Here is a 21,512-nt window from a genome sequence, read left to right as displayed (position 1 = left end):
ACCGGTTGCGATTTACGATCACGGGATCACAGCAATGCGGGCTGCACTCGAGGCGACACCGAGGGCGTCCTTGAGATTGTTCAGCGCAATTTTCGATTTCGACGCGAAGACGACAATCTTGTCGCCACCATAGATGCGTGGATTGCGGCTCTTGCCAGCACGAATCTGCTCCACATTGTAATTTGCCACCAAAGTATTTTGGCCGATATTGCGATAGACAAAGACCTTTCCCGCATCGCCAACGGGATTGAACCCTCCAGCAAGGGCGATCGCATCGATGAGAGAAGAATTGCTCGACACCGGAAAGATACCGGCCCTAGTGACTTCGCCATCGACTGTAATGCGCTGTCCAATCGATTCCTTGACGTAGACCGACACATCGGGCGACTGCAGATAATTCGCCCCGTAAGCCGTTTCGATTTCCTGCTCCAGCTGACGGACGGTCTTTCCTGCCGCGGTAACGGTCCCGATAAGTGGAAGCGAAATCTGCCCGCCGGAGTCGACTTGAACGATTCTGTTCAGGTTGTCGACCTGGAACACATTCACCTCGAGCACGTCGTTTGGAGACAAAGGCTGCTCGTTGCCATTCTGCGTGTTCTGCGGCGCAGGCAAGTCCTTTACGACCTGCAGAGCACCGCCGCCCGAAAGCGGCGCCGGCGTTGAGGCCAATTGCAGCGCATCAACCGATGTCGGCGAAGACGATGATGTCGTCGACGAGGTGCTCGTGCAGGCAGACATCGAGAGCGAAGCGAGTAAGGCACATGTCGCGCCCGTATAATTTTTTGCGAAATGAAACACGCCCATTACGCTGCCCCACCCTTCAACAGGCGACCCAATCCTGCAAAGCGACCGACGTTGCCGGGGCTTGGCTTTTTCGAGCGTGCCTTTCCGACCGGCTCGAGGGGCCGGTTCGCCAATATCTCGCCTGGGCGTTTCAACACCATATTGCGGGCCTCATCTTCCCCACATCGCTTCGCGGCAAGGGCAATCGCCTGCGAAAGCCCAGGTCGCCGGCGGGTGGCGCCGTGGGTGTCCGAAGCGATAATATCTACTCTACCCTCGTCGATCAGCTTTTCCGAATAGTAAAGCGCCGTGCGTCCAAAAGCACCAACAATCGAGTCTGCGGTAAGTTGAATTAGGCAACCCACTGCATTCAATTTCTCAACAACATCGTAATTTGCCTTGATCCAGGTCAGTCGCTCAGGATGGGTAAGAATCGGAACGAACCCGGCGTTTATGAGGCGCAGAGCAAAATCTTCCAGCTTTGGCGGCAAGACGTGATGCGGCGGCTCCAATAGAAAATAGCGAGATCTGTTCAAGGTCGGCACGCTACCCAGCGCCAATTGCTCCGGCAGATCCGGCGCTATATGCACATCGGCGCCGACGTAAAGAGCAAGCGGTATTGCGGCGCGGCTCAGCGCCTGCTCCAACTCTTGAACCGCGCGGGCAATATTTGCCGATCCGTTTTCATACATGCCTGGCACGATATGCGGCGTACACGCCATATGGGTCGTTCCGTCGGCCACCGCCAGCCGCGCCATTTCCAGCGATTCAGCAAGGCTGCGCGAGCCGTCGTCAAGACCAGGCAAGATATGGGAATGCAGGTCGATCATTGACTTTTGTGGCCGCACTGAAGCAACTTGACGACTTCTCCCGAATAAAAGGTAAATGCGCCACCCGCACGATAGCGCATGACGCATTTGTCAAGTTCATGCAATGCAGTAGATGCCAAATTCAAGCTATTCGCTGACAGCGAGCGGCATGGTGAATGAATTCCATCAACACCTCCGGCTCCAGCCAGTGCGCGAAGACACTGCGACACCGGCAATACAGCAGAGGCAGTCACACGCCCCTGCTATATTGTCTACTGGGCGACTTAAGGGCTGGCGGGGTCGCCGTCATCCTGCGTTGCAGCAAGAATGGCAGCCGCACCAGCCATGCCGCCAAAAATATAGAGCGGGGTAAGGTCGTCGTCATCGTCACCCGGGGGAATCTGAGCCGTATGCTCAGAGCCCACAACTTTCAGACAGATACTGTTCTCGACACGGGAAATGTCGAGGCTTGAATTCGCCGGCACATCCAGGTTGCAGCCGCCGACATTAACGGAGGCCGCCCCCTTGGCCCCGACCACAATGCGGCTGCCGAAATCCAGAGCATTTCCCGCCTTGGCCGGGCCATAGCCAGCGGCTTGCGAAACCATTACGTCGCCATTGGCCTGCCCGATGGAACCAATCGAATTCGCCGCTGCCTGATAGGGTGTCATACAGGTGCAAGACGCATCCTGAGCGAAAGTCGAAACCGGGCCGAAGCCGATCGAGGCGACAAATCCGGCCAACGCAATTTTTACAGTAAGGTTCATTCGTTTCGATCCTTTTTGTCCCGCCGTACCTCGGCCCCGCCCAAGCACTAAGGCATTGAACAAGCGCGTAGCAGCTTTCTGCTTCTATTCCAACCTGCGTTCGCATTTGCGAGATATTTTTTGGTTTCCGCTGTGTTTCATTTGACACACTCAGTGGCAGCCGCCAGCCGTAATTGGCAATTATCGAAGAGCTATTCGGGATCTTTTGGGCGGCTCTCGGCATAAATGATCGGAGGACAAATAGATCGATACAGCACCTTGCTGGACAAGTACTGGCTTGGGCACTGTGGTCGGCCGCCCAACCCTATTAGATGGACGCGCGAGTCCTAAGCCTTGTTAGCGCGCCGGCGGGGCAGATTATTCGCAAATTCGACCGGCAAGCAGATCGGGCGCCTGGCGAGCATGATGGCGTGATCAAATTCTAGATGATGCCGGGAACGCCGGGGCAACTTGGCAACGGATTTCCGTCGTCGAGAGCCCTGCTTGGTGTCTCTTCAAAATTGCCGATGATCTGTTCGTCAGAAATCTCGATCGCTTCATTGCCTTTCTCCTCATCCGGTGACGTGCTCCCCGGATTCGGACCGTTCTGGGCTGGAATTTTCTACTTATGACCCCGGGTTCGGGAGATGGAGGAGTCCGTGTTCTCGAAGGCGCAGATCGCATCATTCTGCACACCAGGCCGAGGAAGGGACGCCGGCAGAGGAGGTGTGCCGCAAGGCGGGCATTTCGGATGCGACGTTCCACAACTGGAGGAAGCGCTATTGCGGTCTGACGCCGTCGGAGGTCAAGCGCATCCGTCAGCTCGAGGATGAGAACAACCGGCTGAAGAAGATCGTCGCCGACCTGACACTCGACAAGGCCATGCTGCGGGATGTCGTGCGCCGAAAACTATGAGGCCTGCCCGTCGCCGGCGGCTCGTGGATGAGGTTCCGGCGGACTGGAAGGTGTCGATCCGCCGGCATGCGCGACGTTTCTGATCGATACGTCGCTCTATCACTACAAGTATCACTACAAGTGGAAGCGCGGCGAGCAGGCCGACCTCAAAGACAGGATCAGGGAGATCGCCCAGACGCGGGTGCGCTACGGTTACAGGCGCGTCCATGTGCTGTTGCGCCGGAGGATGGGCGGTCAACCCGAAGCGAATCTATCGCCTTTACAACGAGATGGGTCTGCAGCTCAGGAACAAGACGCCGAAGCGCAGATGACCTCGTGGCTTGATTTAGAAGCTTGTCCGAAATGGGAGGCAAGGGATCAAGTTGTCCAATTATACATAGAGCCCGCCTCTAATGCAGATTGCCGTCCTTGCAAACCGATTTGGCGAGCGCAACAGCTCGCTCAAATCCAGTCGACTCTGTCGTAAGATCCGCCTCCTCCGAGGTCTACCAAGATCGCCTCCTGATTTCATGCACAATAGTTCTCAAGAGAAGCGCCACTCCTACCCCGCTTTGATATACCAGTCATCAAATTTAGAAAGCTGTTCAAACTTCCGCACGTAGCCATTGCCGCTCAGAAGCCGATAGATTTCTTCACGCGCTGGGGTATAATTGTGCTCACACGTAATAACGTTAAACCGGTAAGCGTTAAAGTCAAAATTCTTCAATATCGAAAACTCGCTCCCCTCAGTATCAATCGATAAGTAGTCTATTACCTTTGGCGCATTAAACTTTTGGAGAAGATCGTTAAGAGAAATAGTTTCGACGTCATAAAAGCGACCGGTATTCCTTTCTCTTCTTCGCGTGTCTGAGTCACTGAAGGCGTGGACCGTGGACAATTCAGCGTTTTCAACCTCGTTGAACTTCAGGATCGAACCCGACTCGCTCCAGACGCATCGGGTTTCGACGTGTACGCCGCGCCTTCGCCTCAAACTGTCGTGCCAAACCTTCGCAGGTTCCGCGAGAATACCACTCCAACCGAAGCACTTCTCCAACAAATAGCTGTTGCTCAGATTCACACCGTTAGTGGCGCCGAATTCCACAAAATAACCGTTCTCTTTAAACCCTGTTTCAGACAGAACAAAAAGATCTTGTCGGAGTTGCGACTTCGACTCACGCAAAACCGCCAATGCGGATGCGACGTATTCGGCGGGCAATGCACGAATGAAATCGAGGTCAGAGGTAGCTGATCTGCTCTCTTCAAGGGATAGTAAGGTCTCGTGCCGAATCACGGCAATATCGCATCTGCGAAGGACGGATTTTATAAATCCTTTCAAGCCTTTATTCATGCAATATACCTTATCGTTTGCGGTTTGGCATTCCAGCGAGTTGACCTATCATGGAAGCTAACCTAGCCCTAACGCGGCTCGGGCGGGCTTTGGTCTTATGAAGCCATGGTAACAACGAGAAGTCGACGCAGCTAGTCGGCGATATATTTCTAAAATGTCCGGTTCCACAATGTGGGCGCCCTGCGACGAAGTGGCGCCTTCCAACTGGGGCAGTCGTTGTCCGGAGCATTCGAGGCCAAGGGCCACACGAGCATTGGCTGGCCCAATCGCATGCACCAGCCTGGAAATGGTAGCGAATCGCGTGCAGTTCTCGACAACTGCGTGCCGGTCCAGTGTTGTCACGACAGTCAGCATATGCCGAACGGCGTCCTGCTTTGCGATCCGGGCCTCAACATTCTTGATTGCTCCCCCGGAAATCAGATTCGACCATCCTTCGCCTGCCTAATTTCCCTCGAATCCATCTAGAACAACTAGCTTTGAATAGCCAAATCCTCAAGGATCAAATTCCTGATAGAAAAGAAGTACCAAAGTTTGTAAAACGCATAGGAAAAACCGGGACGGCCATCAAGGAACCCAAATTTAGCTATGTAGGTGTAAAAAAAATAACCCCAGGGAAACCACCATCTATCAATGTACCTGTATTTTACTTTTTGCCTGTCAGTGAGATTTTCATGGCCTTGTTCTCTTAATATTTTATAACGCCTAGATTCCCACCTAGCATAATTGATGTGCCTCTCAAGAAAACGGTCCAACCCCTTGTAATCTTCGTGACGTATAGGAGTTTTTATCTCTCCGATCCTTCCGATCAAAACAGGATGCTCATGCACCTCCATGTCAAGATTGCTCCAGTTGGATTCTTCGATTCTTTCATAAAGGCCAGCGTCTACTCTAAAAAGGGCCAACTTACGCTGCGGCAACCCGTAACGCAATTCATGACCTAGAAAATAGTTAGTATAGCGCAGCCAAAATCCAGAATTATCAGTTGAATGAATGACCCGCTCGAGTTCGTTGCTGAAGGGTACCGAAATGAATTCATCTGCGTCAAGGAATAGAACCCAAGGCGTGTTGAACTTGTAGTTCATAAGGACCCAATTTCGCTTCTTTGGGTACTCGCCGTTCCACACAAAATCGAGAATCGTGGCCCCGGAATTCGTTGCTATTTCCTTTGTTCGATCAGTGCTTCCCGAATCAACTACGACGACCTGAGCAAACCGTTGCAATCTGGCGAGACATTGTGGAAGGTTCTGCTCTTCATTTTTGACCGGAATGACGACAGTCACCGGGAGTTGGGCTGCTTCCGACCTGTCTTTGGCGGACCGTGTCTCAACTGGGGAGTCATCGCTATAGGAAGCCACATCGCGTTGCGTCATCGTGCCTTCACTTATCGCCCAGTTTGGAAGGGGTTGTACCCAAGGATTTATCGTCCCTAAGGCCTGCGGCGTCGGCTTTCCAGCCGAGATGAGATTGTCGCTCCCCGATCTTTCGGGCAGGATTGCCAGCCACCACGAGCGCCGGGAGGACGCTTCGCATTGCGACAGCCCGCGCTCCGACAACAGCTCCTGCACCTATTTCGACCCCCGGTCCGATGAATGCGTCTGCACAAATCCACGCGCTATCCCCTATCTTGATAGACGCTTTCACGAGCGTCATTGAGGGCGACCTGAAATCATGCGTCCCCGCACACAGGTGAGCCCCCTGCGAGACGGTCACGTTGGCCCCCATTGTTATCGGACCCAAGGCATAAAGAATGGCACCGTCGCCTATGGCGGAATGATCTCCGATGGAAAGATTCCAGGGAATCGTGATCCGGACGGTGGGATACAAATGAACACATATACCCACCTGGGCACCGAAGAGCCGCAGAAGCAAACATCGGAACCTCCAAAATGGCCGCGGCGAGAAGCGGAAGAATGGCCAAGCCACAGACCATAACACCCGACCGACCTGCTCTCGGCGGCTCCATTTCGCTGCGGCGCGGTTTCCTACGATGTCAAGTTTCACACGAGTTGGTCGAGTTTGTGCCGGGGACAGCGGATCATCGCACTTCATTGATCAATTTCAACACATGAAGGTGGATTACCCCCATCGAGGATCCAATGGTAGACCTCAATGTGGCTACGGGCTATCTCATCCCAAACAAATCGCGCTTCCACCAAGTTCCGGCCAGAAGTACCATAATCCTGCAAATCAGGGCGAACCAGGTCCTGGGCAAGTCTCGCCGCAAGGACAGGCGGATTCGTCTCGATCCGTATTGCCGCCGACTCGGTAAACCCTTCTGGTAGATTGCATGCGTCAGTCATAAATACCGGAAGTCGGTAGGCCCATGCCTCGAGCACCGACATAGGCAGCCCTTCCGAATAGGACGGCAGTATGAAGGCATCGGCCTGCCGCAGCGCGAGGTCCTTTCGTTCGTCGTAAAGCGGGCCTAGGAACAATACATCGTGCTGAAGACCTTTTTTCTTCACCAATTCCCGTAGGCGCTGCTCGTGGCCCCCGTCGTCCCATCCCGCAAAAACTAGCCGCCACGAATCGACTACCGAAACGCCATCGCTCCGGAGTATCGACCAGGCCTCAATCAATTCTTCGATTCCTTTTTTCGGATGGAGTCTGCCTAGGAAAAGCAGGACACGCCGCCCGTCCGCACACCAACATTCCGCCGATCGGGCATCGCCTCTCTGCCAATCAGGAAGATCTATCCCATTGGGGATAATTGCGATCGGATTGGCAAGTCCGTAACTGCGGATCGCTTGGGCCTCGGATCGGTTCAGGGCATGGATGCAAGATGCGCCTCGCAAGTTCGCCCCTTCAAAGAGGAATTCTACAGTCTTCTTTTTCCATCGCGAATTTCGCAAAGCCCAAGGGTCCAGCATTCCTCGAGGCGAAATCATCACCTTGCCCCCGGTTCGCCGTCGCCAAGCCAACACCTGCGCTGAAGTCGTATGCCAGATCCCGTGCTGATGTACTACATCGAAGTGCGTCTGCCCCAAAGCCTTGCCAATCGAAGGCGCATATTTGATCGACGAAATACCGCAATACCGGGCGGAGAGAGGAACTATCGGTAACCACGAGGTAATATCTTGCGCCGTGTATCGGTCAGCGTATCCCATGACTGACACGTCATTATTGAATGCCTGCAAAGTTTGTGCGGATCGACGAACTGAATTATATAATCCCCCTCCCGACCTCGATAGGCTTCCGGTCACAATCGCCAACGAGAGATGCCGCTGAGTGTTTGAAGCCCGGGTCATATTGAGTTCTGGGGTAACGGTGACCGTTCGAGGCCCTTACTGAACTTTTCAATCGCGTTTACAACACGCGCCCCGTAGCTGTCACGCGTGTTTTCTTTTGATGTCTCGACCGCGGCCTCTGACATGCTGCGTCGAAGGCTGGGTGACCCAAGTACATTCTCAAATGCGAGATGCATTCCATTCTCATCACCCGCATCAAATATAACCCCATCAACACCGGAGGTTATCACAGAACCCGACGCGTGGCTGACTATACAAACAAGTCCCAACGCCATACATTCGTAGATGACGGTAGCAGAACCCTCCGAATAAGATGGGAGAACCAACACGTCGAACTCCTTCAATTCGCGAAAGAGATCCTCCCGGGAAAGATGCCCGCGCACAATGACATCTCTAGAAAGTCTGCTCATAACAGCATCTGGTAGCATTATTGACCCAAATATATGAAACTCAGAGTGATTATGGTACTTCGATGCCAATTGACAGTAGTCAATAGCGCCTTTTCGATATGAAAAAGCTCCTACAAAGGCGACCTTCAGCTTACGATTTTCTGGGGAACGCCTTGGCTCTGCATCAGATGTTATGTTTACACCGTATGGAATGACAATCGTCTTCGATTCAGACACACCGAGTCCTATCAACTCATCGCGAACAAATCGCGACGGACATACAATGAGGGCAGATCGTCTCCATTCGGCTTGCTCAATAGCGGATAATACTTCAAGGTATCCTAGCAATGTGCCGAGTCCACTCTCGCTTGACGAAATGCCCTCTCTTGCGACACGTTCCTCCAGCGCTGGAATTAACTTAATCATTTGCATTCGTGGCGCTATGCATTGTTCCAAAATCACATTGCACCTAAGCTCATTCACCACAGACAATATTGGAAGTAACGCGGTATCAAAGCCATACAAAATGTTTGCGCCAGTCTCCTTTATTGCCTGCACAGTAGCTCCAGCAAGTGCTTCAGATGCAAATTGATGCGGCCATGCCTCTCCTCGCCTGAAGCGCAAGAGTAGACGGTACGCGAATCCACTTCTCAGGTTCCGGATAACATATTCATCTGGTATCTCAGACCTATATCGCCGCAAGGTCGCCACCTGCGCACTCAGCGGGGAACTAAAGTGTAGATCTGTTACAAACTTACCAAGTATTCCCTCCCGGAACAATGCACGTGGAACCGCATAATCCATTCGCGCACCAATTTGTTGCACGACTACTTTTTGGCTAATCATTTTAAATCCATAACGTGCCAGTATACAGTATCGGCGGCTGGCTCGTATGAAAGATTGTCCTCGGCATAGTGCCTAATACGTTCCCGCGAAACTTCACCTTTTCCGACCTGATGAAACAAGCTCTCAAGTGCCCGTCCTAATTCTTGTATATCGTGACCACCGACACATACATAGCTAGTAAGGTCTCGCTCAATTCTCTTAGCGCTGGGAAATGGGGTCGAAATCACAGCGAGTCCCGCGCGAAGATATTCCGTTAGCCTACCAGGCTGCTGAAACCTATTACCAAAGCTTCTCCTGTAGTCATACAGTAAAACACCAATATCTGAAGCAGCCATTATTGACAGCATCCTCTCAAAACTTTGGTTACCCAAGTCCACAACGTTTCTCGGAGCAGACTCCGGCACTCGGTTAGGGCCAGTAAACACAATAACACAATTCCGGCCATGTGCCGCTTGTAATAGAGTGGGAGATAATCGTTCGTCAGAATACCCTCCAGCGAAAATAATTGGGGTATCATCCGTACAACTGATTCCTCGGTTGCGAATAGCTTCCCTTAAGCCAAGGTCAGGATTTGGAAGCGGATATGTGCAGGGTAAGTACGTGGGGACGATGAGCAGCTTACCCGTCCGTCTCGCTAGCCGCGACGCGGCTCTCGCGCGGGTTCGCTCGTTCCAGACTACAAGTGCTGCGTTCCTAACGACACGCCTTTCAGCGAAAGCTCTAAAGTCTCGCCGGTCTAATATCCAATCTTGCGAATGATATACTATGCGAGGGTGTCGCAGCATGTACGCGAGAAATGCATATCGAGCACTCGCGAATCCTGAAAAATACAACACCTGGTGCCGCGCAAAGGCGCATTTCTTTATGACAGTCCAAACGAACCCAATGACGCCCATCATCCGCCTGGACGTAGGTATGGGAATCTCTTCGACCCGATGTCGGTGCCCTGAATGCGCCTCTTTCAAATAGCGAAGCATCATATTCTGATGCGGAGCAACCGATGGTTGCGAAAAGTAACAAATCGTCAATTGACTATTTAACATCGCAATATTCTCGACCGACATGCCTCTGGTGCCTCCGTTCAGAGCTGCTGTCTGTCATCATAAAGCGGGTCACCCAGAGAGCGCCGCCGTAGAGAAGCATAAAGTTGAGAACTACAATGGGATAGGATGTCGGCATGATGACGGCTAATGGAAGAGCGCAAGCATAGAGCGTCATCGCCCAAACGCTCCCTCGGTTCGCTCTCACCCACCACCTCGCCAATACGTAAGCAGTTGCTACGAAAAAAACGATCCCAAACGGACCGAATTCCACATATGCTTGCGCCATAGCGGTCGACGTCGAGCCAGTGCGCCCGCCGTAGTTAAACGTATTAACCAAAGCCCTTCCGACGTCGGCGTCAATCATTAGGGCATTCTTCAGATCTGCTCCGACGATTTGCGCCGGAACCCATTGAAATACCAACCTGTTCCAACTTGAGGCACCAAAGGTGTGATATCCTAGTTCCGAAGATAGACGTACAAGATAGAAGGCGTTCGTCACCTCCGGAGACTGTTGGTCCGAAACAAAAGGAGTTTGTGACCAAAAATCAATTGCAGATATATCTGCAAAGCTGGGCATTCTCCATTCCAATGTCCCGTCCCCGCGCGCAAGTCCTCTCAATGCACCTACAGCGAAAACAACAATAGTTCCGACCGGCATTCCGAGCAGTACGCCTACACGCGGCAGAACGGCGCGTCTTGCAAACCAGAATGCAAGTGAAAGAGCTATAAACAGCTCTAACATAGCCCTTCGCCGAAAATAGACGAGAACCAGAGGAAAGTACAGTGCGGCGTTGGCCAGGAAAAGTAGCACTGCCACGCGACTCTTAAACCGTAGAAGGAGGTAAGTGGAAAGAAACATCGAAAGCATTTTCAAATTGAGGAAAAAGTACATAATTGTTAAAGGACCGCTCCACATCGTCTCATTGCGTTCATCCAAACTGCGCATGCCCATGGCGATCCACATTGACCATGCCACCAGGGTCACCAAGCCCGTCACGCGATTAATATCTCTCTGAGACGCGAATACCCGCACCGGGGTCCTCGCGAGTTGATACGCTTCCGCGCGGACGCCCCAATGCCAGCCGATGTGAACGCTAAACAAGCAAGCGGCGAAGAACAGGTTCAATATAGCTAAATACGTCGCATCCAAGTTGCCGAGCTGCCCTCGCAACTGCCACAGCTGAGGAAGGAGCCAGCCGGCATATACAGCCGCACACAACGGAGGCAGTTTAAGATAACCATGGGGCTGGATGAATGCCCCAATTAGGATTCCGCATGTCGTGACTAGCAAGATAAGGAAGGATACTGATTCGGCCATCATAATGACGCGTCCTACTGCGAGTTTCCGGGGTCGGCAATCACAATAGCGAGCTGGGCTTGGGGAATGAACCGGTGCAACTCACGTCCTATTAAGTCTCGAGGCTGGCGTGGGCTTGGCGCGCTATGGGGCATCGGTGCTCGCTCCTGTCATCGCTTCCAACCGAACATGGCTGCAAACATCGTGAAGCACTCACGCAGTGTGTAAAAAGTCGGCAGTATCCAGTTTCTAATTCTCACCGCAGGCAACAGTCTACCGAGGCGCTCCGACACATAGACTAGACTAACAGAGTTGGCGACGAAAAAAGCAACAATTACAGCATATATCCCTATATATCGGTACTGCGTCGCTACTACTCCCGCAAACAAAGAAATGAATATGATATGCGACGTGATAATAACCCGATTCAGGCTAGCTAGCTTGCAGGCTTCAAATAGTACGTCTTTCACCGGTGTAAATAAGTAGGCTATAGCCAGATAAGACGCCAACGTCCCAGCAACTACAAACGCCTTTCCAAATAGAAGTGGTGCAGCCAAGGGTGCAAATAGGCAAGTGGCGACCGTTCCAACGATGGAGGCAAGCCACGTAAGCCTCATAACTCTAAGAATAATTCTGGAGAGTTCCGCGTCTGTCCTGTTAACCAGCGCAGGAAGGGCCACGGACCTTATCGCAGTACTAAAAACCCCACCGAACAGCGACGAGAGCGTAATCGCTACAGCATATTGTCCGACTGCCTCGGGTTGCCCAATCAGCACTACAGCAAATCTATCAGCTTGACCTGTAAACATCCTAACCACAGCGCTTACGTGAAGCGGTGTAGCGACCGCCAACAAACGCTGCGCGATGCGCCAGTCCCACCATTCCCTGACCGGTATACTTATAATGGCGGCCCGAATGATAAATATCAGGACTATACTAACCATCTGTGAAATAACGAAATAATTTACAGTAGGAGAAATAAAAACCGACAGCAAGCATAGCCCACAATATATAAACGGCTGAGAGACGTAGAACGCCTGCAGTGCGAAAAACCTTCCCCTAGACCTTAATATACCTCTATAAACGTCACCAATAATACCCGCCATTGATGAAGAGAACGCGAATAGTGATGCGACTAGTACAGGAACGGCTTCGTATCTGCTCATTGCGCCGTACATTATAACGCCGCACAACAACGCAAGCAAGATCGATAGCGCGCGGGAGATATAAAGCCCAGAGGCTTCCACCGAGCTCTTCGCCTTGGGATCACTGATAAGAACAATGGCATCTGAAATAGGCAATTGTACCAAGGCCGTAAGCAAGCCAGACCAGGTCAAAATAATCGCCAAAATACCTCGCCCTTCTGGGCCTAATACGCGAGCCGTAACCATCCCTGACACGAGGGTCAGTAGGAGCACAACACCGGAGGCAACAAATGATCCGAAGATGAATCGCGCCCATGCCGCTGAGTTGATGGGCCTACTCACGTCAATATTGCGCTCAAAAGATTGTTTCGAATCCAATCAGTGTGTCGCTCATACTGCTTTGCGAGCTCGCTATTATCAATTTCGAATATACCGTCAGTGCGGGTTATTGGTGCGTTCGAAAACAATTCAGATCTCTTGTCAACCGCCAACAAGCGCACAGGACGACCAAAGGAGAGGGCGACCACGCCGGCATGCACGCGGTCGGTCAACACCCCGTCACAGTGCTTGTAAATAGATAGGAAATTCAGAGGATTGTAGGTAACATACGAATTAGGACGGCTAAAAACCAAATGCGAGAACCCGTAAAGGCCATGCACTGGCCTTATTATACTCCAATGACCGAGCTTGATTGGGTAAGCTCGCTTGAAGTCCAGGTGGCGATCCCATCGCCAAGGTATATTGGCCTTCTTCAACTCAAATGACACCCCCGATCCAACAAAGCTCTTTTCAGCCGGCGCGGGATCGCACGTTAGCACCGGTTCTCTAATACTATGAAAGCTTGAGCATAAATATGGATCTCTTGGAGCCAAGTCAGGTATACCGTCCAAGTACCTGACAAAAAAGGCAAAGCATATTCCATCCAAGCTTTCTTTTGCTAAGTCTCCAATTTTATCATATGTATAACGGTCTCTGGTATGAATCGCTTTTGGAGGGTAACTCGTCAAGAAAGATCGAAGGTTCGGCAGCTCCCAGTCATATGTATTTGAATGAACACTTATAAAGCTGTAGGTCGATCCTTTATCAACTATCGCTTTTATTAAATCACCATATGTTTCAACGAAGCGGTGAAAAATCGGACCAGAAAAGACATAGTGATCGGCGTGGGTCCAAGTCCTTACATCGAAGCTATGCCGCCCAAAACGTCCTGGCCGAAACCCGCGTTTTATTGGCCCATCAAACGAGACAACTCGATGTTGCGGCAATTGCGCCTGTAAAAGGCGTTGTAAAGATGTCTGATAGAATGCATCCCCCATATTGTTCCACGTAGAATTCTCCACAGCTATTGTTAACAATCTAACTTCTCCAAGCGTGCTTTAAGCAATGTCATTTTCTTATTGCCACTATCGAAAGCGTTTCATCGGTCGACACTCCGTCGATGATGACTAGCTCCTTGTCCTCGTGGTGCTGGGCAAAGAAGCTGTCGAGCGTATGCCGGATCGTAGCGGCGGCGTTCCGGCAAACGGTGACGACTGAAATCTTCACGAGCTTCGACCTAGCGCTACTGCGCGGCGTCGACTGCGCTCAAGTCGCCGGTGCTGCGCCTCCCGCTTGACCGCCTGGAGGTCCGTTTCCACCATCTCGCTAACAATGCTTTCGAAGGAAATGGAGGCTTTCCAGCCGAGAACACGCTAGGCCTTCGCCGGATTCCCGATCAAAAGCTATTGCCGGCGAAAGACGAAATCAGACTTGACACCTCCACAGCAAAGCGCTCCGGACCGAAGTTCTGCGCCAATGCTCTCGATTCAAATCCGGCTCCGACGAGCCAGTCAGGGCTTGAGTCTGCCGCCGAATGAAGTGCGGCCAGTATTTCTCGTTCGTACCCGGCTCGAAATCGCATCGCGTTGCGATCCGATGCAAGGTCGTCGGCACTGCCAACAGCATCACTCAAAACCAAACCGCAACCGCTGAGCGAAGCTTCGTGAACCACGAGCCCCCAAGCTTCAACCAGGGACGGCAGCACCAAAAACCGTGCCGAATAATAGCGGCTGACGAGTTCCTGGGGCTGTACGAAATCCTCGACAATAATTTTGGGATGAACGGGTATTTGGTTCCTCAGCTCGCCGCTCCCGCAGATTCGCAACGTCCATTCGGGCCGCTGTCGGCAAAATTCGACAAATGCGCTCGTCAAACCGAGAATATCCTTGCGGCGGATTAGCTGTCCGACAAACAAGAACTCGGGTGGCCGTTCAGCAAGCGGCGGCCCCGGGGAGAAAAGCGTGGGGTCAGCGCCATACAATCCCATGCGGATGCGGTGACGCGGCATCCCAAAATAACGCAGAAGGCGCTCTCCCTGGTGCCCGGGCACTATAATTGCGTCGAAGTGCCGGCGGTGGCGAAGCCGAAAAGCGGCCGGGCCAAGCAGAAGCTGGCGGAGATCACCCCTCCAGTTTGCATCGCTCAGCCCGATTACGCATCCGCCAGCCTCCTTGACCTCGCGGCCAAGTGCTGAAAAAGCAGGATAAGACCAGCCGGACTGGATATAGAACTTCGGAATTTTCAGGCCGATCTCAGACCAGGAAGTAGGCTTTCCCGGGTCTATCCACTGGACCGGTCGGCCGAGCACCTGCTCCATTCCATCAATTGGGACCACCGGGCGGGACCCCACGACCACGCATGGCCTATCCAGCCGTGCCGCAGCCGCGCGTATGAGTCGAGCCGCGTATTGCGGAAGTCCATGCCACGAGAAAGCGACCTCCTCTGATTGCGAGTGGAGCATTATCTTGCACCGAACTCGGTCAGCAATTGACATCCCAAGCGAGTTCTTTCTTGGACCGAATGACACCGCCTTCTTAACCGGCTTATCTCCATGGTGGTCGAGATACCAGTCCACGAACCGTGCAACGCGCTCTGCAATAGGCTCCAATCACCCGATGGAACATCCATCGATTGCATAAGATATAGGGTTTGCATATTCCAACCTATTACTGTTTTCCGCGCCACGAACTACAACACGGCCCGCATAAGGAGCTGGACCTTGTAACCACCCCACCCCGCTGCTTGCAACCACCAGGGAGAAACACTACCCGACGATTTAACGTGCACCAAACCCTGTCAGCATGGTTCGGACAGTACGAAACACGATCAGCACATCGAGCCAAGGAGAAAAATTCTTGATGTAGTAGAAGTCATAGTGAAGCTTTTCCAGAACGTCGTCCACCGCGGCAACATGGCCCTGGTTGACTTGCGCCCATCCGGTAATGCCAGGCCGGACGATGTGCCGATACCGATAGAATGGCAGCTCTGCCTCATACCATTTTGACAGAACGAGGGCCTCCGGACGCGGCCCGATCCAGCTCATCTCGCCGCGCAAGATGTTGATGGCTTGCGGCAACTCATCGATCCTGGATTTCCTCAAGAACTGTCCTAAGCGAGTGATCCGCGTATCGCCTGCCTTTGTGATGGCCTCTTCCTTTTCATCGCCAACAGTGGCACTGAATATCATCGTCCGAAACTTGTAGACCTCGTAGATATTTCCTCTGTACCCCATCCTCTTCTGCCTGAATAAAACAGGACCTTTAGAATCCAGTTTTACAAATATTGCAACAAACAAAAGCAATGGTGAGAGAAGGAGAAGTATGAATAGAGCTGAAGTCCAATCAATAACCTGCTTTATTTTCAAATATGCGTGGTTTGGATTCAATGACCCCAGAGTATTTTCGGAAAGATGCTCTATTTCCACTCGGCCCGTGAGCGACTCACTGATTTGTTTGACATGATAGACCGGCGTTCCCGAGAGCGCGCGATCAGCGATATATCGTTCCCATTCATCCGAAAGATCGGCTCGAAGATCGGCCACTACACCGCTAGCATATTCGACGATCGTCTCGGGCGAATGAATCCTGTGCCAACTGACACCAGGTATGCTCTCCAGCCTATCGACGTTCCCACCGGGGATCACTGCCAACCGGTAGGGGTCGAGCCGTCGCGTGGCCAAGCTCAGACCAAAATACCACAATGTCGACTGAAAGAAACTCGCGGCGGCCTGGAACCGGCTATAGTCAAACCTGAAAAAGAAGATGGTCACGAACACCAGGCCATAGGTCAGGGCAAAGGTGGGCAAGATATTACCAGCCGCTGCCACACCCGGAAAATTGCCGATGCGCTTGTAAAGCAGGTAGCCCGACGTGTGAGCGACGAACGCAGCGAAAATCGTAACTTGCATATTCGTTGACCAGATCACTTGTTGATCAAACGACATACGGACGATCGCGGGGAGCAAGATCGCGAACGTCAATCCACCAAGCAACTGAAAGCGCATCCGAAGCAGAAGATGCCTCTGGTTCGGCAGGTTGATAGTGGAGGTATTCAAATTCCCGAAGCCATTAACCAGTTAACCGATCATCCGCAAAGGCCACCAACAGTTTTCCACTGCCACGTCTACCGACATCCTGCGGCTCCAACAATGGCTACCGCACTCTTGGGTGAAACCCCGAGAGCCGACTTTGCAACAATTGCACGCACGACCGAGTACGACTAACGGCTATGCGATTGCGACGAGGTCCCTTGCGTCGAGGTCGACAGGGATCTCGCCATTCATGATGGCAGCGAGAACCCGGCCCTTCCAGTTGGATCGGGCCGGTCAAGGCGACCCATGGCCGTGCTGCGTCTCAAGGAATTCGGACTCGATGTAGGCCTCAAGGATCGACGCGTCCAGCTTGTTGTCCTTCATGGACAAAATCGCTTACAGATGAACTAGCATCGGATTGCCCTAATTCATATTAGTTGGTGGAGAATTTGTCGCTGGGGCGCACGTTTTACACGCTCAGTGCAAGCCTCTATGGAGCGCACAAAAAGGAAATTCGCCCCTCTCCCAGCCTGATCTTCTGTTTGAGATAAGACTCTGGAGCGAGGCTCATAGTGCACTTCGACAAAACCGTGGGAATTTAGTGTATGGCGAACATCGTCATCAACAGTTTCAATCAGGATTGCCATTAATTCTGGCCTTCCAAGCGTATTTTTGGCACCCGCGATAACATCGGCCTCGAAGCCCTCGACATCAATCTTCACCAATATTGGCGTTGCATCGCGAACAATTTCATCTAGGGTATCAACTCTGACAACGCGTGTTTCATGCTCGTCTGCTTTAGCCATTTTGTTTCTAGTGTCGCGTCCGATGGTGAAATCTGCTGTCCCTTGTGTTGCACCCAACGCGGCGTCAATGATTGTAACACGGCTTTGAATTCTGTTGACATTCACATTGCGCGTTAAAAATTCAATCGTGGTCGGGTCGGGCTCAAGTGCAACCGTTCGCGCTCCACATACAGCCGACGCCAAGACAGAATAGCTCCCAACGTTAGCGCCAACGTCTACAAAGTTATCGAGTGGTTGCAGGAAATGGAGGACGAACGCCATATCTGAGAATTCGTGCAGGCCGCAATAGATATTGCCAGTAGCGCCGGTCATACCTTTTCGCACTACCAACTTCGCTCCCGCTATCCATTGGAACTCTAGCTCGTGGCGTATCGCGCTTTCGGCTTGCCATCTTACATATCGCCATAGCGCGCTCAGTGGCCTCCCTGAGCAAAGGGGATGTGCCACAATAAAATTTATCGTATTCAGAACTGAGCGCATGGATATCTCTTAACTAGTCCACTGCCTAGAGGCCTCGCTTTTACCATTCTTAATTAGCTGCCCTGTCGAGCAACGATTCAAAATAACTGACTGTAGACTTTATCCCGTCAGTTAGCCGAATTTTCGGGTGCCAGTTGAGTAATTCCTTAGCTTTGGAAATGTCCGGCTGCCGTTGCTTTGGATCATCGAGAGGAAGTGGTACAAAAACAAGAGACGATTTTGATTCAACTTTTTCTAAAATCTCCTTCGCAAGCTCCTTTATAGTGAACTCGACCGGATTACCAATGTTAATTGGCCCAGTGATATCATCACTAGAGTTCATCAGGCGAATCATCCCGTCAACTAGATCGTCGACATAACAAAACGATCTGGTCTGGTCGCCTTCGCCGTAAATAGTTAGGGGCTCACCTTTCAGCGCCTGCATTATAAAATTCGAAACAACGCGACCGTCGTTCGGATGCATACGAGGCCCGTATGTATTAAATATTCTCATTACCTTTATCTTCAAATCATGCTGTCGATGGTAATCGAAGAATAGAGTTTCCGCACACCGTTTGCCTTCATCGTAACACGAGCGGGGCCCAATGGGGTTTACGTTACCCCAATACTCTTCAATCTGCGGATGCACGGCGGGATCTCCATAAACTTCACTCGTCGAAGCCTGCAAAATCTTGCATTTAAGCCGCTTCGCGAGTCCAAGCATATTGATCGCGCCATGTACAGACGTTTTGGTCGTCTGTACCGGATCATGCTGGTAGTGAATCGGAGATGCTGGACAAGCAAGGTTGTATATTTCATCGACCTCTACGTAAAGCGGAAAACAAACGTCATGCCGAAGAAATTCAAACCTAGGATTCCCGTGTAAATGGTCTATATTTCTCTTGCTTCCGGTAAAGAGATTGTCAACGCAAACAACTTCATCCCCCTCACCGAGCAATCTGTCTATTAAATGCGAACCAAGAAAACCTGCACCGCCAGTCACCAGGATCCGCTTTCTACTATTATACAGTTTTCTCACGTCAATTTCCATCCTGAATTTTGACTATACATTGTACGCAGGTCTTTGACTTCACTTGAGAGGACTCACTAACCCTCAGGAAGCTGATACCAGCGCCGGGCTTTTTCGGGCTGACTACGAGGTTTTGGATAGACACACATGTAGTCTCTGGGAGGCTTTCTACGCTAACAAAATGGGTGGTGAATGATTTGCGGCCAGCTGAAGTTGGTGGAGAATCCGCAGGGCGGGAACTGGAACTGATTGTCAGGTTGCGATCGATCTTAGCCTTTGGCCCTAAGAGTGAAAACAAGTTGGCCAAACTTGCGCGCCGGCTTCGCGACCAATGCGTAGTCAATCGTACCTGATCCGAGCCATCGGCGTCTCGATTGTAACGCCTCCATGTTGTGCCTGACGTACGACATGATGCTGTTCGTGCTGGCCCCCCCAACCATCATATCTATCAAAATATGATCGCTCGTCGCAGATTTGAATTCGTAGAGCTCAACAGCACGCAACATCCAATCGTAATCCGACGCGACTTTCAGGTTAACGTCGAACGCACCTACCGCATCGGCCACCTTTCGCCGGACGTAGAACGTCGGATGCGCTGGCATCCAGCCGGTCCGAAAACCCTTGGCCGGCCTGGCAACAGCACGCCAACGTCGTACGACCCGCTTGTTGAAATGGTTTTCGACAAAATTCAGATTGCCATGCACGATATCGGCATGTTCGAGGCCTGCCGAAATCCGACTCAGCACCGTGTGATCGTGGAAACAATCATCAGAATTCAGCACGCCTACTGCTTGTCCGGTATACAGGCGCAGCCCTTTATTCAATGCATCATACATGCCGCGGTCAGGCTCGCTGAGCAACTGAATCTGGTCTTGGGGATACGATCGAACGATTGTCAGTGTTTCGTCCGCCGACCCCCCATCGACGACCACCAACTCTTTGTCCCGATGGTCCTGGGCAAAGAAACTATCGATCGTGTACCTGATTGTTGCGGCCGAGTTCCAGCAGACCGTTAAAACCGAGATTTTCATGTCGACTCGGTCCAACGCTCCTCACTGTGCCGCAACACGAATGCGATCCTCGTCCAAGCGCCGGTGCTCGGATTCTCGTCTTACCGTTTTGAGATCCGACTGGACCATTTCCTGGACCATTGTAGCTAGCGACGTTGTCGCCTTCCACCCGAGAATGCGCTCTGCTTTTGAGGGATCGCCGATCAAAAGCTCCACTTCGGTGGGCCTGAAGTACCGCGGATCCACCTCGACCAGAACGCTGCCGGATTTTGCATCAATGCCTTTTTCGTCGATGCCGGAACCGACCCATTGGATCTCGGTCCCAACCTCGCCAAATGCAAGCTCGACGAATCGGCGGACCGAGTTTTTCATTCCAGTAGCGAGGACATAATCGTCGGCCGCATCCTGCTGAAGGATCCTCCACATGCCTTCGACATAGTCGCGGGCATGGCCCCAATCTCGTTCGGCAGACAGATTGCCGAGATAGAGTTTGTCCTGGAGGCCCAGGCTGATCGCGGCAGCCGCGCGTGTGATCTTGCGTGTCACAAATGTTTCCCCGCGCATCGGGCTTTCATGGTTGAACAGAATTCCATTGGAGGCATGGATATTGTAAGCCTCCCGGTAATTTACCGCAATCCAGTAGGCATAGATCTTTGCTGCGGCATAGGGCGATCGCGGATAGAAGGGCGTCGTTTCCTTTTGTGGGATCTCCTGAACCTTCCCGTAAAGCTCAGAAGTTGATGCCTGATAGAAGCGCGTCTTCTTTGTCAAACCAAGCAGCCGGATGGCTTCCAGAAGGCGTAGTGTACCTATCGCGTCAGCATTCGCCGTATATTCTGCAGTCTCGAAGCTCACCTGAACATGCGATTGCGCCGCGAGATTATAGATCTCGTCTGGCTGCACTTCCTGGACGATACGGATGAGATTCGTCGCGTCGGTCATATCGCCATAATGCAGCGACAGCCTTACGTCCTTCTCATGCGGATCCTGGTAGAGATTATCGATGCGACCCGTGTTGAACGACGATGAACGCCGCTTGATACCGTGGACGTCATAGCCCTTTGCCAGCAAAAGTTCCGCCAGATAGGCGCCATCCTGGCCAGTGATGCCGGTGATGAGTGCGATCTTCCTGGTCATTGTACTTCTCCGGCGGTTTCTCGAACGCGACTGTAGGTGTCTTCTAAGCGAATGATATCATCCTCCCGATTTGGTAAGCCATCGGCTCTACCGGGCAGGTCACGAACACCAGGCCATAGGTCAGGGCAAAGGTGGGCAAGATATTACCAGCCGCTGCCACACCCGGAAAATTGC

The 21,512-nt window shown here is 52.1% G+C and carries 17 protein-coding genes and 2 pseudogenes; 1 reads left to right on the top strand and 18 read right to left on the bottom strand.

Annotated elements, in window-relative coordinates:
• Positions 1-18: 18 nt before the first annotated feature.
• The 3 genes from AC0L2A_RS00480 to AC0L2A_RS00470 form a co-directional block, all read right to left on the bottom strand.
• Positions 19-804: a polysaccharide biosynthesis/export family protein gene (locus AC0L2A_RS00480; protein ID WP_473607111.1), complete on the bottom strand. Its 786-nt coding sequence runs from the start codon at positions 802-804 to the stop codon at positions 19-21.
• Entirely contained in the window at positions 804-1,613 is an 810-nt protein-coding gene (locus AC0L2A_RS00475) for a tyrosine-protein phosphatase (protein WP_473607110.1), read from the bottom strand. Before AC0L2A_RS00475 ends, AC0L2A_RS00480 begins: the two co-directional genes overlap by 1 nt.
• A gap of 263 nt (positions 1,614-1,876) precedes the next feature.
• Entirely contained in the window at positions 1,877-2,359 is a 483-nt protein-coding gene (locus AC0L2A_RS00470; protein WP_473607109.1) for a hypothetical protein, read from the bottom strand.
• A gap of 626 nt (positions 2,360-2,985) precedes the next feature.
• On the opposite strand from AC0L2A_RS00470, the pseudogene AC0L2A_RS00465 reads away from it, so the two are divergent.
• Positions 2,986-3,561: pseudogene (locus tag AC0L2A_RS00465) on the top strand (transposase); the annotation flags it as partial.
• A 233-nt stretch (positions 3,562-3,794) separates the two neighbouring features.
• Here AC0L2A_RS00465 and AC0L2A_RS00460 read toward each other — a convergent pair.
• The 15 genes and pseudogenes from AC0L2A_RS00460 to gmd all read right to left on the bottom strand — a co-directional run bounded on the left by AC0L2A_RS00460 (position 3,795) and on the right by gmd (position 21,338).
• Positions 3,795-4,580: an FkbM family methyltransferase gene (locus tag AC0L2A_RS00460; protein WP_473607108.1), complete on the bottom strand. Its 786-nt coding sequence runs from the start codon at positions 4,578-4,580 to the stop codon at positions 3,795-3,797.
• A gap of 470 nt (positions 4,581-5,050) precedes the next feature.
• The gene (locus AC0L2A_RS00455) at positions 5,051-6,145 is read right to left on the bottom strand and encodes a glycosyltransferase family 2 protein (protein ID WP_473607107.1); all 1,095 of its coding nucleotides are present in this window, start codon (positions 6,143-6,145) and stop codon (positions 5,051-5,053) included.
• A gap of 13 nt (positions 6,146-6,158) precedes the next feature.
• Positions 6,159-6,230, bottom strand: a pseudogene (locus AC0L2A_RS00450) (hypothetical protein); the annotation flags it as partial.
• Positions 6,231-6,625: 395 nt separating this feature from the next.
• Positions 6,626-7,828 carry a glycosyltransferase gene (locus AC0L2A_RS00445; protein ID WP_473607106.1) on the bottom strand — a complete coding sequence of 401 codons (1,203 nt, stop codon included), beginning with the start codon at positions 7,826-7,828 and terminating at the stop codon, positions 6,626-6,628.
• Positions 7,825-9,063: a glycosyltransferase family 4 protein gene (locus AC0L2A_RS00440; protein WP_473607105.1), complete on the bottom strand. Its 1,239-nt coding sequence runs from the start codon at positions 9,061-9,063 to the stop codon at positions 7,825-7,827. Before AC0L2A_RS00440 ends, AC0L2A_RS00445 begins: the two co-directional genes overlap by 4 nt.
• Positions 9,064-10,095: 1,032 nt before the next feature.
• The gene (locus AC0L2A_RS00435) at positions 10,096-11,427 is read right to left on the bottom strand and encodes an O-antigen polymerase (protein ID WP_473607104.1); all 1,332 of its coding nucleotides are present in this window, start codon (positions 11,425-11,427) and stop codon (positions 10,096-10,098) included.
• 146 nt (positions 11,428-11,573) lie between these two features.
• The gene (locus AC0L2A_RS00430; RefSeq protein WP_473607103.1) at positions 11,574-12,926 is read right to left on the bottom strand and encodes an oligosaccharide flippase family protein; all 1,353 of its coding nucleotides are present in this window, start codon (positions 12,924-12,926) and stop codon (positions 11,574-11,576) included.
• Positions 12,887-13,864, bottom strand: a complete 978-nt coding sequence (locus AC0L2A_RS00425; RefSeq protein ID WP_473607102.1) for a polysaccharide pyruvyl transferase family protein — start codon at positions 13,862-13,864, stop codon at positions 12,887-12,889. The genes AC0L2A_RS00430 and AC0L2A_RS00425 overlap by 40 nt, the downstream gene beginning before the upstream one ends.
• Positions 13,865-13,934: 70 nt before the next feature.
• Positions 13,935-14,093, bottom strand: a complete 159-nt coding sequence (locus AC0L2A_RS00420; protein WP_473607101.1) for a glycosyltransferase — start codon at positions 14,091-14,093, stop codon at positions 13,935-13,937.
• A 169-nt stretch (positions 14,094-14,262) separates the two neighbouring features.
• Positions 14,263-15,183, bottom strand: a complete 921-nt coding sequence (locus AC0L2A_RS00415; protein WP_473607100.1) for a glycosyltransferase family 4 protein — start codon at positions 15,181-15,183, stop codon at positions 14,263-14,265.
• A gap of 459 nt (positions 15,184-15,642) precedes the next feature.
• On the bottom strand, positions 15,643-16,920 hold the full coding sequence (locus tag AC0L2A_RS00410; RefSeq protein ID WP_473607099.1) for a sugar transferase: 1,278 nt from the start codon (positions 16,918-16,920) through the stop codon (positions 15,643-15,645).
• A 404-nt stretch (positions 16,921-17,324) separates the two neighbouring features.
• Entirely contained in the window at positions 17,325-18,014 is a 690-nt protein-coding gene (locus AC0L2A_RS00405; RefSeq protein ID WP_473607098.1) for an FkbM family methyltransferase, read from the bottom strand.
• A 217-nt stretch (positions 18,015-18,231) separates the two neighbouring features.
• Positions 18,232-19,200 carry a UDP-glucuronic acid decarboxylase family protein gene (locus AC0L2A_RS00400; protein WP_473607097.1) on the bottom strand — a complete coding sequence of 323 codons (969 nt, stop codon included), beginning with the start codon at positions 19,198-19,200 and terminating at the stop codon, positions 18,232-18,234.
• A gap of 260 nt (positions 19,201-19,460) precedes the next feature.
• On the bottom strand, positions 19,461-20,222 hold the full coding sequence (locus AC0L2A_RS00395) for a glycosyltransferase family 2 protein (protein ID WP_473607096.1): 762 nt from the start codon (positions 20,220-20,222) through the stop codon (positions 19,461-19,463).
• Between the two features lie 21 nt (positions 20,223-20,243).
• Positions 20,244-21,338, bottom strand: a complete 1,095-nt coding sequence (gene gmd, locus AC0L2A_RS00390) for a GDP-mannose 4,6-dehydratase (protein WP_473607095.1) — start codon at positions 21,336-21,338, stop codon at positions 20,244-20,246.
• Positions 21,339-21,512 lie beyond the last annotated feature (174 nt).

Source organism: Mesorhizobium sp. WSM4844 (assembly GCF_055811775.1).
This window is presented reverse-complemented; position numbering and strand designations above follow the sequence as displayed.